Here is a 17,252-nt window from a genome sequence, read left to right on the forward strand (position 1 = left end):
CTTTGGTTACAGATTTTTCTGTTTTATTCTCTTGTTTCGCCTTTTTGATAGAATCTTTTTTCAATGAATCCATTTTAATTTTTTCTCTTTCTATTGCTTTTTCTTCATCATACAAACTTCTCTTACTTGTATCTTTTTGGATAATTGTTGAATCCTCCATTTTTTTTGCCTTTTCTACAAATGGATTCTTATTTTGAATATACCAGACCCCAAAAGTCACAATACCTATTAAAAGCAATATAGCAGGAAAAAATTTCTTTATATTTTGACTCTGAGTATTTATCTTTTTTTCTGAAGGTTCTTCATTCTGACTTTTTACTTTTTGAAAAGGCAAAATAGTTTTTTTTCTATTTTGTGCATAAAATCGTATCAGTTGAACAGTTATATTATCGTAGCCACCTGCTTGTTTAGCACTTTCTATCAAGTTTTTTGTTCTCTGCAAAATATTTTGAGTATTATCAGCAATGATATTTTGAATTTGAGTATCTAAAATCATGCTATTCAAGCCATCAGAGCATAATAATAGTACATCATTATCAGCAGGGAGAATTGCTGAAATTCCTACTTCTGGCTCAACTACATTATTTACACCTAAAGCCCTTAAGATTTCATTTTTTCGGGGATGGCTTTCCGCTTCCAAATCAGTGATGATTCCATTATCCACCAATTGTTGTACAAAAGAGTGATCTTTGGTTATTCTATGTAGTTTCTGTGTTTCTTGTTCATACAAATACAATCTACTATCACCTACATGCACATAAAATACTTGATTATCCCTAATGAGTGCAACAACAAGTGTTGTTCCCATTCCTGCATATTCAGCATATTTTTGAGCAGTTTCAAAGATTATTTTATTTGCTTCAATTGTAGCTTTTTGCAAAGCATCTGGTGGGTTTGCATGATAGCCTTCTGTAAAATATCTTTTAAAGACTTCTACTGCCAGTTGTGAAGCTTTTTCACCAGCCTGATGTCCACCCATTCCATCACAAACCACAAAAAGGTGTCCATTTTGGGTCTGAAAATAACCCAAATAATCTTCATTGTTATCTCTTTTACAACCAACATCTGTAGCATTACCAAACTCAAAATTTTTGAGTTCTTGGGTATTTGTTTCCATTTTATTCTGTCTTTTTCTTTATTTTCTTTTTTACTTTATCTGGGTTTTCTTTCAGAAAATCGCCCCACCCTTTGGCTTTATTAGTTTTTACACCACCCTGATAATGATGGCAAAGGGCTACACCCAAAGCATCAGAAGCATCTAACAAAGTATTATCTGCAAATTTTATTTTTAAAATTTTTTCAAGCATAACAGCCAAATCTTCTTTGGAAGCTGTACCTGTGCCTGTAACAGATTGTTTTACCTTACGTGGAGCATATTCAGTAATAGGAATTTCTCGCATGAGGGCAGCCGTCATGGCTACGCCTTGAGCTCTTCCTAATTTCAGCATAGACTGAACATTTTTTCCATAAAAAGGGGCTTCTAAAGCTACTTCATCTGGTAAAAATTCATCTACAATTTGTGTTACTCTTTCAAATATCTTTTTAAGTTTAATCTCTTGATTTGTATATTTTTCTAAATTTATTACACCATATTGTAATACCTCTATATTTTTACCCAATACCTTAATAACTGCATATCCCATAATACGAGTACCAGGGTCAATACCCAAAATAATTTTTTCAGTTTCTATATTCTTCAATGTTGTATGGATTAAGAAAAAGAGCCTTTGTAGATTCTACAAAGGCTTGTATTAACGAATGACCAAATCAAATGGCAAGCGAGCTTGAACACCTTGTAGATTTTTTATTTTTTGAAGAGTTTTATAGTATAAGTATGTTTCTTCTCCCAATTGCTCTTTAATGAGAGCTTCTTCTTTACTTTTACCACTTAGTTTACTAAAAAAATCTTGTTGTACTGGATAATATTTAGGTTGATACTCTGTAACTTTTGCTCTTTTTGCAGCAATTTCAATAGCAACATCCAAACCTCCAATTACATCTACCAATCCATTTTCTTTGGCTTGGCTACCAGACCATACTCTTCCTGAAGCAATTTTTTTCAAATTCTCTACACTCATTTTGCGTCCTTGAGCAGCTTTGGTTGTGAAAGTTTCGTAGCCTCGTTCCACATTTTCTTGGATAATTTGTCTTTCTTGTGGTGTCATTGAACGAACAGGGTTTCCAATATCAGAATATTTTCCTGTAGTTACTCTATCTGTTGTTACGCCTATTTTATTTTTCAGTAGGTTTTCAGCATTGAAAAGTACACCAAAAATACCAATAGAACCTGTAATTGTATTTTCTTGAGCTACAATCGTATCGCAAGCCATTGCCATATAATATCCTCCTGATGCTGCTACATTTGACATAGAAGCAATTACGGGTTTTTCTTTTCTTGTAAGCATGATTTCTCTCCACATCACATCAGATGCCAAAGCACTCCCCCCTGGTGAATTGATACGCAAAACAATAGCTTTTACTTTATCATCTTTACGAAGTTTACGAAGCTCATTTACAATTGTTTCTGAGCCTATACTTTCATCTGTACTCTTTCCACTGTTGATATCTCCTTCTGCAAACAACACAGCTATCTTGTTTTTATAGTATTTGGATTCAATCGATTTATAATAAGTATTTACTGTTATAAATTTAATTTTCTCTTTTTTATCAACTTTTAAATCTTTTCTTAAAATTTCTAAAATCTCATCTTCATAACCTATATTCGTAATTAGTTGATGAGTAATAGCATCTTCTGGTTTACGAACAAGCATCGAATCAGAGATTTGGCGTAATTTAGCAACATCTATTTTGCGTGAAGCTGAAATATCTTTCAAGTAAACATCATAAATAGCATTTAGATAAGATGTAACCTGTAAACGATTGGCTTCGCTCATTTTATCTAACATCAGAGGCTCAATAGCACTTTTAAACTCTCCCACTCTGAAAATTTCAGGCTTTACCTCTAATTTTTCAAGTACACCCTTAATAAATGGCACTTCTGAGTATAAACCATTAAATTCTACCAAACCAATAGGATTCAGATATATTTTATCAGCTACCGAAGACAAATAATAAGCCCCTTCAGTATAATATTCGCCATAAGCATAAATAAACTTATTCGATTTTTTGAAATCTACCAAAGCATCTCTAATTTCTTTAAGGGCTGCATAACCACTTGAAACTCCTTCAGTATTGATATAAATGCCTTTTATTTTTTTATCATTTTTAGCATTCCTAATGGATTGCACTACTTCTAACAAACCTAATTTAGCAGGTGTATTGTTAAGTGGCAAATTTAATCCTTCAAAAGGATCTTCAGTACTTCTTTCTGCCAAAGGTCTTGAAAGGTTTAACATCAAAACACTATTTTCTTCTACATCAGGCTTTTCCGAAGACGAAAAGGAAGAACTAATACCCATTAATATAAAAATCCCTATTAAACAAAACAAGAATAACCCTACAAGGGTAGCACCTACAAATTTCAAAAATTGTACCATAGCAAATCTAAATTTTAATACTTTAATTCAAAACGTTAGAAGGAAACAAAAAGTATGATTTGAAAAATATTTTATGTTTCCACAAAACGTCTTTTACCTCCTACCACTACACAAGGAAAGCCAAATAAACAATTATCTTTTATTTTTTCTGCTACAATTTCTGGCACCATTTCTTCCCAACCAGGTTCGCCAGTCCGAATCATGGCAAGTACTTTTTCGGAGTAGATATGAAGTACATCTTCATCATAATCTACAATATCTGTGATTTTTCCATTTACCCTTAAATATTCCAAAAGAGGTCTTAAGAGTGGTGGTACATCAAAGTTTTCAAAAGTTTGGGGTATTCCATCTTGTAGATATGGGTACACATATACATGTAAATCATTGATAAACAACCTACTAAAAGCCTCTAAAACTCCTCCTCTAAGTTTTTCGTATCGAGTTGCATCACAGAGTTGCTCTAGAAGCAATCTGCCAACTACTATTGCAATCTTTTTACGTGTTAACTGAGAAATATAGGCAATAAGTTTATCTGGTTCTTGGAAATTAGAAATCATTACATTTTGTCCAAGTGTACACAAAATATCTACTCTGTCTAGAAAATCTTGAATATCAATATCACTATTATTACCACCTGCTTGTTTAAGGTCTTGGAGTGTCAATTCTGCTAAAACAACTGTTTTTTGATGTTCTTCAGGAGGTAAATCAGTTAAAAATTGTCTTCTGGACTTTCTAAACATATCCATATTTACATGGGTAATAGGTCTGAATCGTCCACGCAGTACCAATACATTTTTTTTGTATAAAGCATCTGCTGGTTGTAGCATTTCTGCTTGTGGATTAAATATGGCTGCATCCGCTAAACCATATAAAACCATTTTCAAAGTAACAAGTCGGTTATCAATTTCCTCAAAATCAGGACCTTCAAAACGAATCATGTCAATTTCAATTCTTTCTCTTGAAAGATTATCCATCAAAGAAAGTAAAAAATCATCAGGGTTTTTTGAATGAAAGAAGCAAGCATAAATTAGGTTTACACCTAAAATACCATACGCTTGTTGTTGAAGAATGGCATCTTTATCGTTCATACGTACATGAACAATTACATCACTAGGCGGACTTTGTGGTTTGAGTTGGAAACGAACGCCCAACCAGCCTTGTCCTTGTACAGTTTTAGAAAAATTGATAGTTGTAACTGTATCTGCAAAAGCAAAAAAAGTAGTTTTATCGCCTCTTTGCTCTCCCAAACGCATTTCGAGCAGGCTATATTCTTTTGCAAGCATTTTTACCAAACGAGGCTCACAAACATAACGTCCACTTTCTTCTTTGCCATAAATTGCATCACTAAAGGTCATGTCATAAGCCGACATAGTTTTGGCCACTGTTCCTGATGCTCCTCCAGCTTTAAAAAATATAGCTGCTGTTTCTTGCCCTGCTCCAATTTCAGCAAAAGAGCCATAAATAGAAGAGTCTAAATTAATTGTGAGGGCTTTTTGCCTTGTACTGGTTAGCTTTTCGTCTTCCATACCAAAAGTTTAGATTTTTCTTAAATTTACACAAAAGCACAAGAATAATACAAATTTTATGCACTAAAATTCTAGTTTTAGAGTTAAATTTAAAGATTTAAGAATCTATTAAACAACTATCATAATCCATGAAAAAGTATTTCGTTTTTTTTCTTTTCATATCATTTATTTCAAAAGCTCAGAAAATCACCTTAGAGGAAGCTATCCAAACAGCTTTAAAAAATAATTACGATATTCAAATCATACAAAATAGTAATAAAATAGCTCAATTAAACAATTTTACAGGCAATACAGGCAAACTTCCTCGTGTCAATTTGCTTATCAATGATAACTACCAACTTTTTGGTATCAATCAGTTACTTGCAAACGGAACAGAAACCAACAGAAATGGAGCTACTTCCAATAATCTCAATGCCACTGTTCGAGCTGACTGGCTCATTTTCAATGGTTTTAGAGGAACATCTACAGAAAAACGATTGGATTTACAGGAAAGCAATTCTCAGCTCAATTTAAAATCTCAAAATCAACAAATTACAGCCTCTGTAACAGTTGCTTATGTAGAAATTATTCGTCAGAAACAAATTAAAAAAGTTTTACAAAGCAGTTTAGAAGTTTCAGAAAAACGATTGGAAATTGTAAAGAAACGTGCCGAATTGGGTACAGCCAATCAAACGGATATTTATTTAGCTGATTTGGACATCAATACACAGCGACAAGCTGTTTTTTCACAAGACTTAGCTATCAAACAAGCTAAAGTAAATCTCAATATTCTGATGGGTAAAAAAGCTGAAGACGAGATAGAGGTGGTAGATGATATTACTTTTCAAAAAGATATTTCCATTGAAAAACTTAGACAAAACTTAAAGAATTCACCTCAAATAAAGGCTATTCAAAATAATATTGAAGTCAATAAAAATTTAGAACAAGAGGCTGGAGCAGGTCGTTTACCCACATTTAATCTCAATGCTGGTTATACTTACACTCGAAATAACAGTACAGCAGGTTTTTTGCTACTCAACCAGAATTATGGACCTTTTGTAGGATTTAATTTCACACTACCCTTATATAATGGAAACATTAATAATCGTCAATTAGAAATTGCTAAAACTCAAACTAAAACCCAAGAATTAGAACTTGCTCGTGTTGAACAAAACTTACAAGGAGAACTCGAAAGACAATGGCAAGCATATTTATTAGCAAGTGAACAAGCAAAAGCTGAGGAAAAAAATGCTCAAACTGCCCAAGAATATCTAAAATTGATGCAGAAACGCTTTGAGTTAGGGCAATCCAATATTATTGAAATCAGAGAAGCTCAAAGAGTAACTGAAAATACTGAAGGACGAAAAATTCAGAGTTTATTTAGCTTAAAAGTCGCTGAAATACAATTGCTTTTGGCAGCAGGTATGCTGGGTGAATAAAAAAGAGGCTAAGCCTCTTTTTTATTTTTTTATCTCTTTTTATATCCAAAATCCTCGTCTTCATCATCTTCGTCCTCATATTTGCCAAAATTAGGCATATTGAGCATTCCTGAAAGAATGTCTGAAAATTGAAGACTGCGAGTTAAGATTTTTTTGCTTAGTTGCGAATACTCTGCCAATCCATGAATAGCAAATTCCATCATCAAATAAAATTCTGATTCTGGTAAATTTTTAAAGGTTTCTTTTATTAAACCTTCCAAGCCTTTTACTTCCTTGAGTTTTTGCTTGTATTCTTCTTGTGGAGCATCATTGAGCAAATCAATGGAATTCCCATTTCCAAACCATTCTAAAATAGCCTGATAAGGATTTTTATCCTTCATTTTTTTGCCTTGCTCTGGATTGATAAAGTATTGTCCAAATTGTGTTCTGATTGCCTTAGAAAGTAAGTTTTGGGCTACAATGGCAGCACCTTCCTGTTCCCCTTCATAGACAAGTTCTATTTTTCCAGTAATGGCAGGCAATACACCTATTAAGTCAGAAATTCTTAGGGTTGTCAGATTTTCACCATTAAGAAGCAAACGTCTTTCTGCTGCACTGACTAAATTTTCTAAAGCTGCAATGGTAAGCCTTGCTGAAACCCCACTTTTTGCATCTACATATTCACTGTTTCGAGCTTCCACAGCAACTTGCTCTACCAAGTCTTTCAGTAATTCAGGAATATATACCCTATCTTTCTGAGCATTGGCAAGTTTAGCTTCTTGAGAAGTAATTTTTTTACCTATTTCTATACTTTTCGGATAGTGTGTAAGTATCTGACTATCAATTCTATCTTTGAGTGGTGTAACGATACTTCCTCTATTGGTATAGTCTTCAGGGTTTGCTGTAAATACAAACTGAATATCTAAAGGCAAACGTAATTTGAAGCCACGTATCTGAATATCACCTTCTTGCAAAATATTGAACAAAGAAACCTGAATACGAGCCTGTAAGTCAGGGAGTTCATTGATTACAAAGATACAACGATGTGAACGGGGTATCAACCCAAAATGAATAACTCTTTCATCAGAGTAAGGCAACTTGAGACTTGCAGCTTTGATGGGGTCTACATCTCCTATCAAATCAGCCACTGAAACATCAGGAGTTGCCAGCTTTTCTGTATAACGATCATTTCTATGTAACCATGAAATAGGCGTTTCATCTCCTTTTTCTGCAATTACGTCTATGGCATAGCGAGAAAGAGGCAGTAAAGGGTCATCGTTGAGTTCAGAACCTGCTACAATTGGAATATACTCATCCAAAAGCTCTACCATAAGCCTTGCAATACGAGTTTTGGCCTGTCCACGAAGCCCTAAAAGATTGATATGATGTTTGGAAAGAATGGCTCTTTCTATATCAGGAATTACAGTTTCCTCATATCCCCAAATTCCTTCAAATACATTTTCTTTATTTCTTAATTTTTTAATGAGATTTTCTCTTAACTCTTCTTTAATGCTACGGCTCTGATAACCTGTTTTTTTAAGGTCTCCTAAGGTACGTAATCCTAATAGTTGATTCATAGGTTTGTTGGACTGGTTGTTTTATCTTAAACCATTTTTTGAGTCGTAATGTTTCTTGAGTTTACTTTTTCATCAAAAAGCCTTTATAACAGACTGTTATAAAGGCTTTTCTATAATTTCAAGTATTTTAGTTTAATCTCTAATCACCGCTCCAAAATCTTTTTTGAAACCTTCCATGAGTTTTTGCATGGTTTTATCAATTTGAGTATCAGTAAGTGTCTGTGTATCATCTTGTAAGAAGAAACTAATGGCATACGATTTTCTACCTTCACCTATTTGCTCACCTTCATACACACTAAATACGTTCAAACGCTTTAAGAGTTTTTTCTCCAACTCAAGTGCTTTTTGCTCAATGGCCTGATAAGTTACATTTTTATCCAAAATAAGAGATAAATCTCGGCGAACTTCAGGGAATTTAGAAATTTCCTGATATGTATTTTCAGATTGATATTGAGCTACTAGCCAATCCCAGTCCAATTCTGCATACAATACATTTCCTTTTAAGTCTGCAAATTTTGTAATATAAGGTTGTAACTCTCCTATTTGAGCAAATACATATCCCTTATAACTATAATTTAATCCATAAGCAAAAGCCTGTGGGCTTGCAGATTCTGTTTTAAAATTTTTAACACGTAATTTTCTTAAAATTTTATCCACAATACCTGCTAAAAAGTGGAATTCTGCTTTTTTGGAAGTTTCTTGCCATGTTTCTGCATGAGTATTGCCCGCTACAAAAATACTCAAATATGTTTTTTCACCATATTTATCTGTAACTGAACCCTCTGAACTTTTTTTATGATAAACCTTACCAAACTCGAATATTTTAAGGTCTTTCTGTTTCCGATTGATATTGTATGAAAGCACTTCCAAACCCGAAAAAATAAGACTCTGACGCAAAACTTCTAACTCTTCACTGAGTTTATTTAGGATTACTACATTTTTGTCTTCATCTAAATGTTTAAGAGTCTGTGCATAAGCAGGTTTAGTAAGTGAGTTGGTAATAGTTTCATAAAACCCATTACTTGTAAGTACTTCATTTACTAAGTTTTGCAACTGATATTTGTCTATTTTAGGAAATGAAGCTATAAACGAACTACTCAAATTATCTGAAATTTCAATATTATTGAAACCATAAATTCTTAATATTTCCTCAATAATATCAGCTTCTCTCTGAACATCCACTCTATAAGGTGGTACTTGTAGCATAAGAGCCTCTTCTGTTTCTTCCAATATCTTTATTTCTAAACCTGTTAGAGTATTTTTAATAAAACTTTTTTCAAGTTTTTTGCCAATGAGTCTGTCAATATTTTTGTATAAAACTTTGATTTTAAAATCTTCTATAGACTTTGGATATTCATCGGTAATACCATACTTAATTTCTCCACCAGCAATGTCTAAAATTATTTTTGCAATAACTCTTAAAGCTATTACAGGCATATTAGGGTCTGTTCCACGTTCAAAACGAAAAGAAGCATCTGTTTTTAAACCATGAAACTGTGAGGTTTTACGAACACTATCAGGATGAAAATAAGCACTTTCAATAAAAATATTTTTGGTTGTACTTGTAACGCCAGAATCTAAACCACCAAAAACCCCTGCAATGGCAAGTGGCTTTTCTGCATCACAAATCATCAAGTCATTTTCAGAAAGTTTTCTTTCTATGCTATCAAGCGTCATGAAAGGGGTATCTTTGGCTACTTTCTTTACAATGATTGTTTTTCCTGCAATTTTATCAGCATCAAAAGCATGCAGAGGTTGTCCTAAATGATGCAATACATAGTTTGTAGCATCTACAATATTATTGATAGGGTTTAAACCTATGGCTTTTATTCTATTCTTAAGCCAATCTGGAGAATCTTGTACTTTTACATTTTCAATGAGCAAACCCGCATAACGAGGACAAGCCTCTGTATCTTTTATTTCTACTTTGATAGGGCAGTTTTGGGAAACCTCAATACTTTGTTGAGCAATTGTTTTAAGTTCTTTATTAAACAAAACTTTTAAATCTCTTGCCACACCCAAATGTGAAGCAGCATCTACTCTGTTAGGTGTTAGTCCAATTTCTATAATATAATCTTCTTCTACCTTGAAGTATTCTTTGACAGGTGTACCATTGGCAAATGTGGTTTCTAGAACCATGATACCTTCATGAGATGTCCCCAAACCTATTTCGTCTTCAGCACAAATCATTCCTTCAGATTCTTCACCTCTTATTTTTGCTTTTTTGATAGTAAACGATTCTCCAGTAACTGGGTATAAAGTAGCTCCGACTGTTGCTACTACTACTTTTTGTCCTATTGCCACGTTACTTGCACCACATACAATCGGAACAACCCCCACACCAATATCTACTGTGGTCTTTGAAAGTTTATCTGCATTGGGGTGTTTTTCGCAGGTAAGTACCTCACCAATCACTAAACCATCCAAAGCATTTTCTATTTTTTTTCCATTACACAAAAATATTTTGTCTATACCTTCTACCTCCAAACCTGCTTGTGTAAGTCTTATACCTATTGTTTCAGGTGTTTCTGTTATATCAATGATTTCTTTGAGCCAGTTGTAAGAAATTTTCATATCTATGTCCTTAAATGTTTGTAATCTATTTTTTAGGTTTGCAAAATACAAAAAAATAAAAAGATGATTGTAGTTTTCTTTTTTTTTGTAGTTTTAAGGAAATTTAAACTCTAAACGTCATGGAAGAATTATCAAAAAAATTAGTTGAAGCTGGTTTATCAGAAGAACAAGCTAAAAAAGCATTAGAAGTATTTAAAGCACAAGCTAGCGAAGAAGGTTTCATGGATAAGTTAGGAGATTGGGCTGGTGGAGCAAAAGAAAAGTTAGGTGATTTTGCAGAAGGTGCAAAAGAAAAACTAGGAGATTTAGCTGAAGATGCTGGTGAAGCATTTGATAAAGCCAAAGGTTTTGTTTCTGGTCTTTGGAATAAAGTAGCTGGAGATGATGATAAAAAAGAGGAAAAAAAGGAAGAGCCTAAAAAATAAATATAAAGAGGTGCATTTTGTACCTCTTTTTTTGTTTTTAATTAAAAAAGGGCTTCAAATATTGAAGCCCCTTTCCAGTTAAACAAAAATTGAACACTATGCAATTATATATACGTTAAAAGAGGAAAAAACGTTGCATTTTTTTTTATTTTTTTTTGAAAAAAAATAAAAATCTTATTTTTGAGCTAACAAACAAAGAAAATATTACTAAAATTCTTTTTCATGAAAATATTCAGAGCTATATTTTTATCTTTCATCAGTATTATTTTGGTGTACATACTCCAAAATAAACTTTCAGAAACTCCACTCATTAAAAGCTATATTCCTGAAAGTTTAGCATCTGCTCCCCCCATTGGTATTTTTTTAGATCCTTTTAATGGTTTTTGGATAAATGCTGAACCAAAAAATCTAAAAAGTAAGATAAATTTAGATATTGTTGGCTTGAAAAGTAAAGTAGAAGTTATTTTAGATCAAAGGCTAGTTCCTCACATTTTTGCTGAAAACGACCATGATTTATATTTTGCTCAAGGTTATATAACTGCTTCTTACCGTTTGTGGCAAATGGAATTTCTTACACATTTTGCAGCAGGCAGACTTTCAGAGTTTATTGGAGAAAAAACTATTGAAGTAGACCGTTCTCAAAGAAGAATGGGGCTATTGAGAAGTGCTCAAAAAACACTGAATAATATGTTGAAAGACTCTACTTCTGCATCTGTTCTCAATGCTTATACTAGTGGTGTGAATGCTTATATCAAATCTCTATCTCCACATGAGTTACCTCTTGAATATAAAGTTTTAAACTATGCACCCGAAGAGTGGACATCTTTAAAAACTGTTTTATTACTCAAATACATTGCCTACGACCTTTCTGTATCAGGAAATGATGATTTTGCCAACTCACTTGCTATGGCAAAGTATGGAGAAAATGTAACTGATAGTTTATATACTCACAATCCTTTTAGGGTACAACCTGTCATTCCTACCAAAAGCCCTATTGATTTTAAACCTGCAAAAAAACTTGTACACCCCAAGGGTTACGATTCAATCAGCAGAACTATTGCTAAAAACCTAGAAGAAACACAAAACATCTTAAATGAAAAATATAAACCCAAAGAAGAAAAAAGTAAAGGAAGTAATAACTGGGCTATTGGTGCTAAAAAAACAGAAACTGGCTTCCCTATTCTAGCTAGCGATCCACACTTAAGTTTAAAGCTACCTTCCATTTGGTACGAAATTCAGCTTGTTAGCCCAAATGTAAATGTATATGGGGTTTCTTTACCTGGTACACCAACAGTAGTGATTGGGTTTAATGAGAAAATAGCGTGGGGTATTACAAGTGCCTATACAGATGGCTTAGATTTTTATCAAATAAAATTTAAAGATGAAAAATTAGACGAGTATTTTCATGATGGTATTTGGAAAAAAACTATTACCCATAAAGAAATTATTAAAGTAAAAGGAGGAAAAGATATTCTTGAATATATTCAGTACACACATCATGGACCTGTAGTATTAGAAGCTCCTGCCAAATTGTACCCTAATAAACCCAATGATTTATATAATATAACTGTACCATACCAACATGCAATGTATTGGGTGGGTGCAGATAGTACATCTAATGAAATATTGACTTTTTATAATCTCAATAGAGCAAAAAAGTATGATGATTTTATTAATTCATTTGCATCATTTAGTTGCCCTTCATTAGCCTTTGCTTACGCTGATGCTGATAAAAATATAGCAATGTATATAGCAGGGAAAATTCCTATGCGTTGGAATGGACAAGGCAAATATGTTTTAGATGGATCTTCTTCAGCTTTTGAATACAAAGAGTATATTCCTTTTAACCAAAACCCGAAAGTTTTAAATCCAGAACAACAATTTGTAGCCTCTGCAAATCAGCTGATTACAGATACAACTACCTATCCATACTATGTAGGATACGATTTTATTTCTCCAGAAAGAGCTATTCGTATCAATGAAAAACTCAATGCAATGACTCGCATCAAGTATGAGAACATGAGAGAGTTACAAAATGATGTTTTGGGTATTCATGCTCGTGATGCACTTCCAAAATTATTGAGTATGCTTGATACCACACAACTCAAAGGAGATGCTCAAAAAACACATCAAATACTAAAAAAATGGAACTACCTCTATCAATCTGATTCACAAGGAGCAACTTGCTTTGAAATCTGGTTCACAGAGTTTAGAATAGCCCTTTGGCAAGATGAATTAGGTTATATTCCTAATTATCCTAACACAGACCAAACACTTAGAGTTTTATTAAGGGATACAACAAGCAGATGGATTGATGATATCAGTACTACCAATAGAGAAACTTTAAAAAGCTTGATTAATACAAGTTTTAACAAAGCTATTGATAAACTAAAAGAAAAACACAAAGGCAATGATGAAAACTGGTTTTGGGGAAAGCACAAAGGCTTCCATCTAGATCATTTGCTTATTCCTAATCTGGGTTTATCAAATCTGATGACCTCAGGTAGTTCAAGAACCGTCAATGCCACCAGTGATACACATGGACCTTCATGGAGAATGGTTGTGATGTTGGGAGCAAATAGTCCAAGAGCTTATGGCATATATCCTGGTGGGCAATCAGGTAATCCTGGGAGCTTGTACTACTCCAATATGGTAGAGAACTGGAGATTAGGAGAGCTTGAAGAACTTCTTTTCTTAAAAAATTCAAAAATTAAAAATCAGAAAATCATTACAACCATTCAAATGAATGCAAAGCAGACAGATGGTTTAATAAAGTAAAACTATTATATTCTGAAACTTTTTTACAAAAAAAATAGTTTTACACAAAAACGCCTATGAACATGATTAGTGTAACTGATAAAGCAAAAAATAAAATTGTTGAAATTCGTCAAAATGATGGATATTCAAATGAGCACAATATCCGTGTAGCTGTAAAAGGTGGTGGTTGCTCAGGTTTGATGTATGACCTGATTTTTGATACCAATATTCAAAATAATGATGAAATTTTTGAAGACAAAGGCATCAAAATTTTAGTAGATAAAAAAAGTTTACTGTATTTATTGGGAACAACCTTAGATTTCTCTGATGGATTGAATGGCAAAGGTTTTCAGTTTGTCAATCCAAATGCTTCACGTACTTGTGGATGTGGAGAAAGTTTTTCAGTATAAAGAATAGCATTTATCAAAGGAAAAGGCTCTAAAATTAGAGCCTTTTTTTATTCATGTCCTTTGTAAGTACCTTCTTGCCATTTAATATAGGTGGCTAAATCTTTATCACCTCGCCCAGAAAGACAGATAACTACCACTTCATCAGGTTTAGCATTGAGTTTTTCTAGATATGCAAATGCATGAGCTGTTTCAATAGCAGGAATAATACCTTCTATTTTACTGACCATAAAGCCAGCTTCCATAGCCTCTTCATCTGTTACAGCATAATATTCACCTCTTCTACTATCAAACAGATAGGCATGAATAGGACCTACACCAGGGTAGTCCAAACCAGCCGAAATAGAGTAAGGTTCTATAATCTGCCCATCTTTGGTTTGCATCAAAAGTGTTTTACTTCCATGAATAATACCCATTTTGCCCAATGCCGTAGTTGCTGCCGATTTCCCTGTATTTACACCTTGCCCACCTGCTTCAAGGGCTATAAGACGAACTTTAGGATTTTCGATGAAATAATAAAATGAGCCTGCCGCATTGCTACCTCCACCTACACAAGCAAGTACATAATCAGGGTAATCTCGTCCTATTTTTTCTTGGAGTTGTTTTTTTATTTCTTCAGAAATAACAGACTGGAAACGAGCTACCATATCAGGATATGGATGAGGTCCCACTACCGAACCAATAATATAATGCGTATCTATAGGGTTATTAATCCAATCTCTAATTGCCTCATTGGTAGCATCTTTCAGCGTTTTACTTCCACTTGTGGCAGGGCGTACAGTCGCCCCAAGCAGTTTCATTCTTTCAACATTAGGACGTTGGCGTTCAATATCTACTTCGCCCATATACACAATACACTCCAACCCCATTAAAGCACAAACTGTAGCAGTAGCTACTCCATGTTGCCCCGCTCCTGTTTCAGCTATAATTCTTTTTTTTCCTAAATGTTTAGCCAATAAAATTTGTCCAATGGTATTATTGATTTTGTGAGAGCCTGTATGATTTAGATCTTCTCTCTTCAAATAAATATTTGTGTTATATTTTTCTGATAATCTTTTTGCAAAATACAATGGAGAAGGTCTGCCAACATAATCTCTTAAAAGTTGCCAATATTCTTTTTGAAATTCTCCAGAGTTAATGATTTGTAGATACGAATTTTCTAATTCTTCTACATTAGGAAACAACATTTCAGGAATGTACGCTCCTCCAAAACTTCCATAATAGCCTTTCATTGAAGGGCTTTTGCTTACATTGGGTGTCATAAAACACTTATTTTTTAAATAAATTTATATTTTGGTTGAAATATACTTTAAATACTAAAGTTCTTGCCAATTTTTTAAAACTGCTTGAATATCATCATGAAGGAATCTATCTTGATGAATAAACCCTACGACTTTATCTAATTTTTTGTGTAGGTCTTTTGTTTCTTTTCCAAGCTTAATTTTATAATCAATTTGTTCTAATTGTAATTTTCTGAGGTGTAGAGCTTGGTGGGCTGTCAACATCAGAATTGCTGTAATCTTTCTTACATTTTCAATCATTTCTAAAGCTTGTCTGCCTGCAATAGTACCCATACTTACATGGTCTTCTTGATTGGCACAGGTTGGAATAGAATCTGCTGATGCAGGATGTACAAGCACTTTATTTTCAGAAACAAGTCCTGCTGCTACATATTGGGGTATCATCAAACCTGAATGTAAACCTGAAGTATCTGCTGCTAAAAAGGCTGGTAAGCAATCATTCGTTGCTTCATCTGTTAGTTTATTGATTTGCCTTTCAAGCAAATTACCCATTTCTGCTACAGCTAACTTGAGATAATCTAATGCCAATGCCAAAGGTTGTCCATGAAAATTTCCTCCTGAAATTACTACATCATCATCTACAAAAATAAGAGGATTATCTACAGCTGCATTCAATTCGTTAGAAATAATACCTTCTGTATGGCTAATAGCCTGTAAACTTGCTCCTAAAACTTGTGGTGTACAACGTACAGAGTAAGAATCTTGTGGGGTAATTTTCTTTTCTGCAAATTTTAAAATAACATTTAATCGTTGCCAACTTGTTTTTTGGTTTTCATCAGGCAAATATGGATACAATACTGAAAGTTGATGAGGCGTGATTTCCAAGTAGTTTTTTAACTCTTCTTTTTGATGAATCGTTAGATGATTTTGTATTTTTTGTAATATTTTTTCCGCCAGTTCATTCGATTCTACTCCCATCAGATTTGAACCTTTTGTAAAATCTCTTACCCATGTAGCTATTTTTTCTTGATGTTCATGCTTTCGGGCTTTATGTAAGCGTTCATCGAAAGCTTGTTTTCTTGCTCCAAGAGCTTCAAACATCATACAAGATGCTTTTAAAGATTTGTATAATAGCTCTTTAGCCTGATAAATCCCTAAAGCTCCCAAAGCAGCCATTACACTTGTACCATTGAGCAAAGCTATTCCTTCTTTGTGTTCAAGTGTGATAGGCTTTAATTTTCTTTTTTTCAAAGCTTCTTTACTTGATACAATATTTCCATCTACTTCCGCATAGCCTTCTCCTATCAAAACAATTGCCATGTGAGCAAGTGGGCATAAATCTCCACTAGCTCCTACTGAGCCTTGTGAAGGAATAACTGGATGTATATTCTGATTAATAAGCTCTGATAATAAAGATACTGTTTCTTTTTTAACCCCTGAAAATCCAGCTAAAAGTGTATTGAGTCTAATAAGCATAATAGCTCTCACTATTTCTTTTTCAAAGGGTTTACCAACACCACAAGCATGTGAAATAAGTAAGTTTCGTTGTAGCTCTTTGGCTGTTTCATAGTTGTCTATAACTTTAGAAGCATTTGCACCAAAACCTGTTGTTACACCGTATACAATTTTCTTCTCTTTTACCTGCTTTTCGATGTATTTGCGGCTTTTTTCTATATTCTGATAAGTTTTGGGCTGTATTTCAACTTTCGCTTCATTAAAAGCTATTTGCACCACAGATTGAATATCTAACTGATTTCCGTTCAATATTACTGATTTCATTTTGTATTCCAGATTAGTTGTTTTGGGGCAAAAGATAAAAAAATAAATCGTAACCAGCGAACCAGTTACGAT

11 protein-coding genes and 1 pseudogene are annotated in these 17,252 nt (G+C 33.5%); 4 read left to right on the forward strand and 8 right to left on the reverse strand.

The features are described 5' to 3' along the window. Window positions 1-364: 364 nt before the first annotated feature. The 4 genes and pseudogenes from AD998_00280 to AD998_00295 form a co-directional block, all read right to left on the reverse strand. Window positions 365-1,117 (reverse strand): annotated as a pseudogene (locus tag AD998_00280) (hypothetical protein). Between the two features lies 1 nt (window position 1,118). After that, complete coding sequence (locus tag AD998_00285) at window positions 1,119-1,700, reverse strand: crossover junction endodeoxyribonuclease RuvC (protein KOY84793.1); 582 nt, start codon at window positions 1,698-1,700, stop codon at window positions 1,119-1,121. Window positions 1,701-1,751: 51 nt separating this feature from the next. Then, entirely contained in the window at window positions 1,752-3,497 is a 1,746-nt protein-coding gene (locus AD998_00290) for a signal peptide peptidase SppA (GenBank protein KOY84794.1), read from the reverse strand. Between the two features lie 71 nt (window positions 3,498-3,568). Further along, a complete protein-coding gene (locus tag AD998_00295; protein KOY84795.1) occupies window positions 3,569-5,023 on the reverse strand; it encodes a nicotinate-nucleotide adenylyltransferase in 1,455 nt (484 codons plus the stop codon). A gap of 128 nt (window positions 5,024-5,151) precedes the next feature. Here AD998_00295 and AD998_00300 point away from each other — a divergent pair, with 128 nt between their 5' ends. Continuing rightward, a complete protein-coding gene (locus AD998_00300) occupies window positions 5,152-6,441 on the forward strand; it encodes a hypothetical protein (protein KOY84796.1) in 1,290 nt (429 codons plus the stop codon). Window positions 6,442-6,470: 29 nt separating this feature from the next. Here AD998_00300 and AD998_00305 read toward each other — a convergent pair whose 3' ends face one another. After that, window positions 6,471-7,997, reverse strand: coding sequence for a magnesium chelatase (locus AD998_00305; protein ID KOY84797.1), 1,527 nt, complete (start codon window positions 7,995-7,997; stop codon window positions 6,471-6,473). A 132-nt stretch (window positions 7,998-8,129) separates the two neighbouring features. Then, window positions 8,130-10,571, reverse strand: a complete 2,442-nt coding sequence (locus AD998_00310) for a phenylalanyl-tRNA synthetase subunit beta (GenBank protein KOY84798.1) — start codon at window positions 10,569-10,571, stop codon at window positions 8,130-8,132. Between the two features lie 119 nt (window positions 10,572-10,690). On the opposite strand from AD998_00310, the gene AD998_00315 reads away from it, so the two are divergent. The 3 genes from AD998_00315 to AD998_00325 all read left to right on the forward strand — a co-directional run bounded on the left by AD998_00315 (window position 10,691) and on the right by AD998_00325 (window position 14,163). Next, window positions 10,691-10,996 (forward strand): hypothetical protein, encoded by a 306-nt coding sequence (locus AD998_00315; protein ID KOY84799.1) that lies wholly within the window; start codon window positions 10,691-10,693, stop codon window positions 10,994-10,996. A gap of 222 nt (window positions 10,997-11,218) precedes the next feature. Continuing rightward, window positions 11,219-13,774 carry a hypothetical protein gene (locus tag AD998_00320; protein ID KOY84800.1) on the forward strand — a complete coding sequence of 852 codons (2,556 nt, stop codon included), beginning with the start codon at window positions 11,219-11,221 and terminating at the stop codon, window positions 13,772-13,774. A gap of 62 nt (window positions 13,775-13,836) precedes the next feature. Then, complete coding sequence (locus AD998_00325; protein ID KOY84801.1) at window positions 13,837-14,163, forward strand: heme biosynthesis protein HemY; 327 nt, start codon at window positions 13,837-13,839, stop codon at window positions 14,161-14,163. A 47-nt stretch (window positions 14,164-14,210) separates the two neighbouring features. On the opposite strand, the gene AD998_00330 is transcribed toward AD998_00325, so the two are convergent. Together AD998_00330 and AD998_00335 are read right to left on the reverse strand one after the other, a co-directional pair. Beyond that, window positions 14,211-15,422, reverse strand: coding sequence for a tryptophan synthase subunit beta (locus tag AD998_00330; GenBank protein ID KOY84802.1), 1,212 nt, complete (start codon window positions 15,420-15,422; stop codon window positions 14,211-14,213). A gap of 54 nt (window positions 15,423-15,476) precedes the next feature. Then, a complete protein-coding gene (locus AD998_00335) occupies window positions 15,477-17,180 on the reverse strand; it encodes a hypothetical protein (GenBank protein KOY84803.1) in 1,704 nt (567 codons plus the stop codon). Between the last annotated feature and the right edge of the window lie 72 nt (window positions 17,181-17,252).

Source organism: bacterium 336/3 (assembly GCA_001281695.1).
GTDB lineage: Bacteria > Bacteroidota > Bacteroidia > Cytophagales > Thermonemataceae > Raineya.

Coding starts and splice junctions, on each gene's coding strand:
- AD998_00325 (KOY84801.1), top strand. CDS start 13,837: ATGATTAGTGTAACTGATAAAGCAAAAAATAAAATTGTTGAAATTCGT.
- AD998_00305 (KOY84797.1), bottom strand. CDS start 7,997: ATGAATCAACTATTAGGATTACGTACCTTAGGAGACCTTAAAAAAACA.
- AD998_00315 (KOY84799.1), top strand. CDS start 10,691: ATGGAAGAATTATCAAAAAAATTAGTTGAAGCTGGTTTATCAGAAGAA.
- AD998_00300 (KOY84796.1), top strand. CDS start 5,152: ATGAAAAAGTATTTCGTTTTTTTTCTTTTCATATCATTTATTTCAAAA.
- AD998_00310 (KOY84798.1), bottom strand. CDS start 10,571: ATGAAAATTTCTTACAACTGGCTCAAAGAAATCATTGATATAACAGAA.
- AD998_00290 (KOY84794.1), bottom strand. CDS start 3,497: ATGGTACAATTTTTGAAATTTGTAGGTGCTACCCTTGTAGGGTTATTC.
- AD998_00330 (KOY84802.1), bottom strand. CDS start 15,422: ATGACACCCAATGTAAGCAAAAGCCCTTCAATGAAAGGCTATTATGGA.
- AD998_00295 (KOY84795.1), bottom strand. CDS start 5,023: ATGGAAGACGAAAAGCTAACCAGTACAAGGCAAAAAGCCCTCACAATT.
- AD998_00335 (KOY84803.1), bottom strand. CDS start 17,180: ATGAAATCAGTAATATTGAACGGAAATCAGTTAGATATTCAATCTGTG.
- AD998_00320 (KOY84800.1), top strand. CDS start 11,219: ATGAAAATATTCAGAGCTATATTTTTATCTTTCATCAGTATTATTTTG.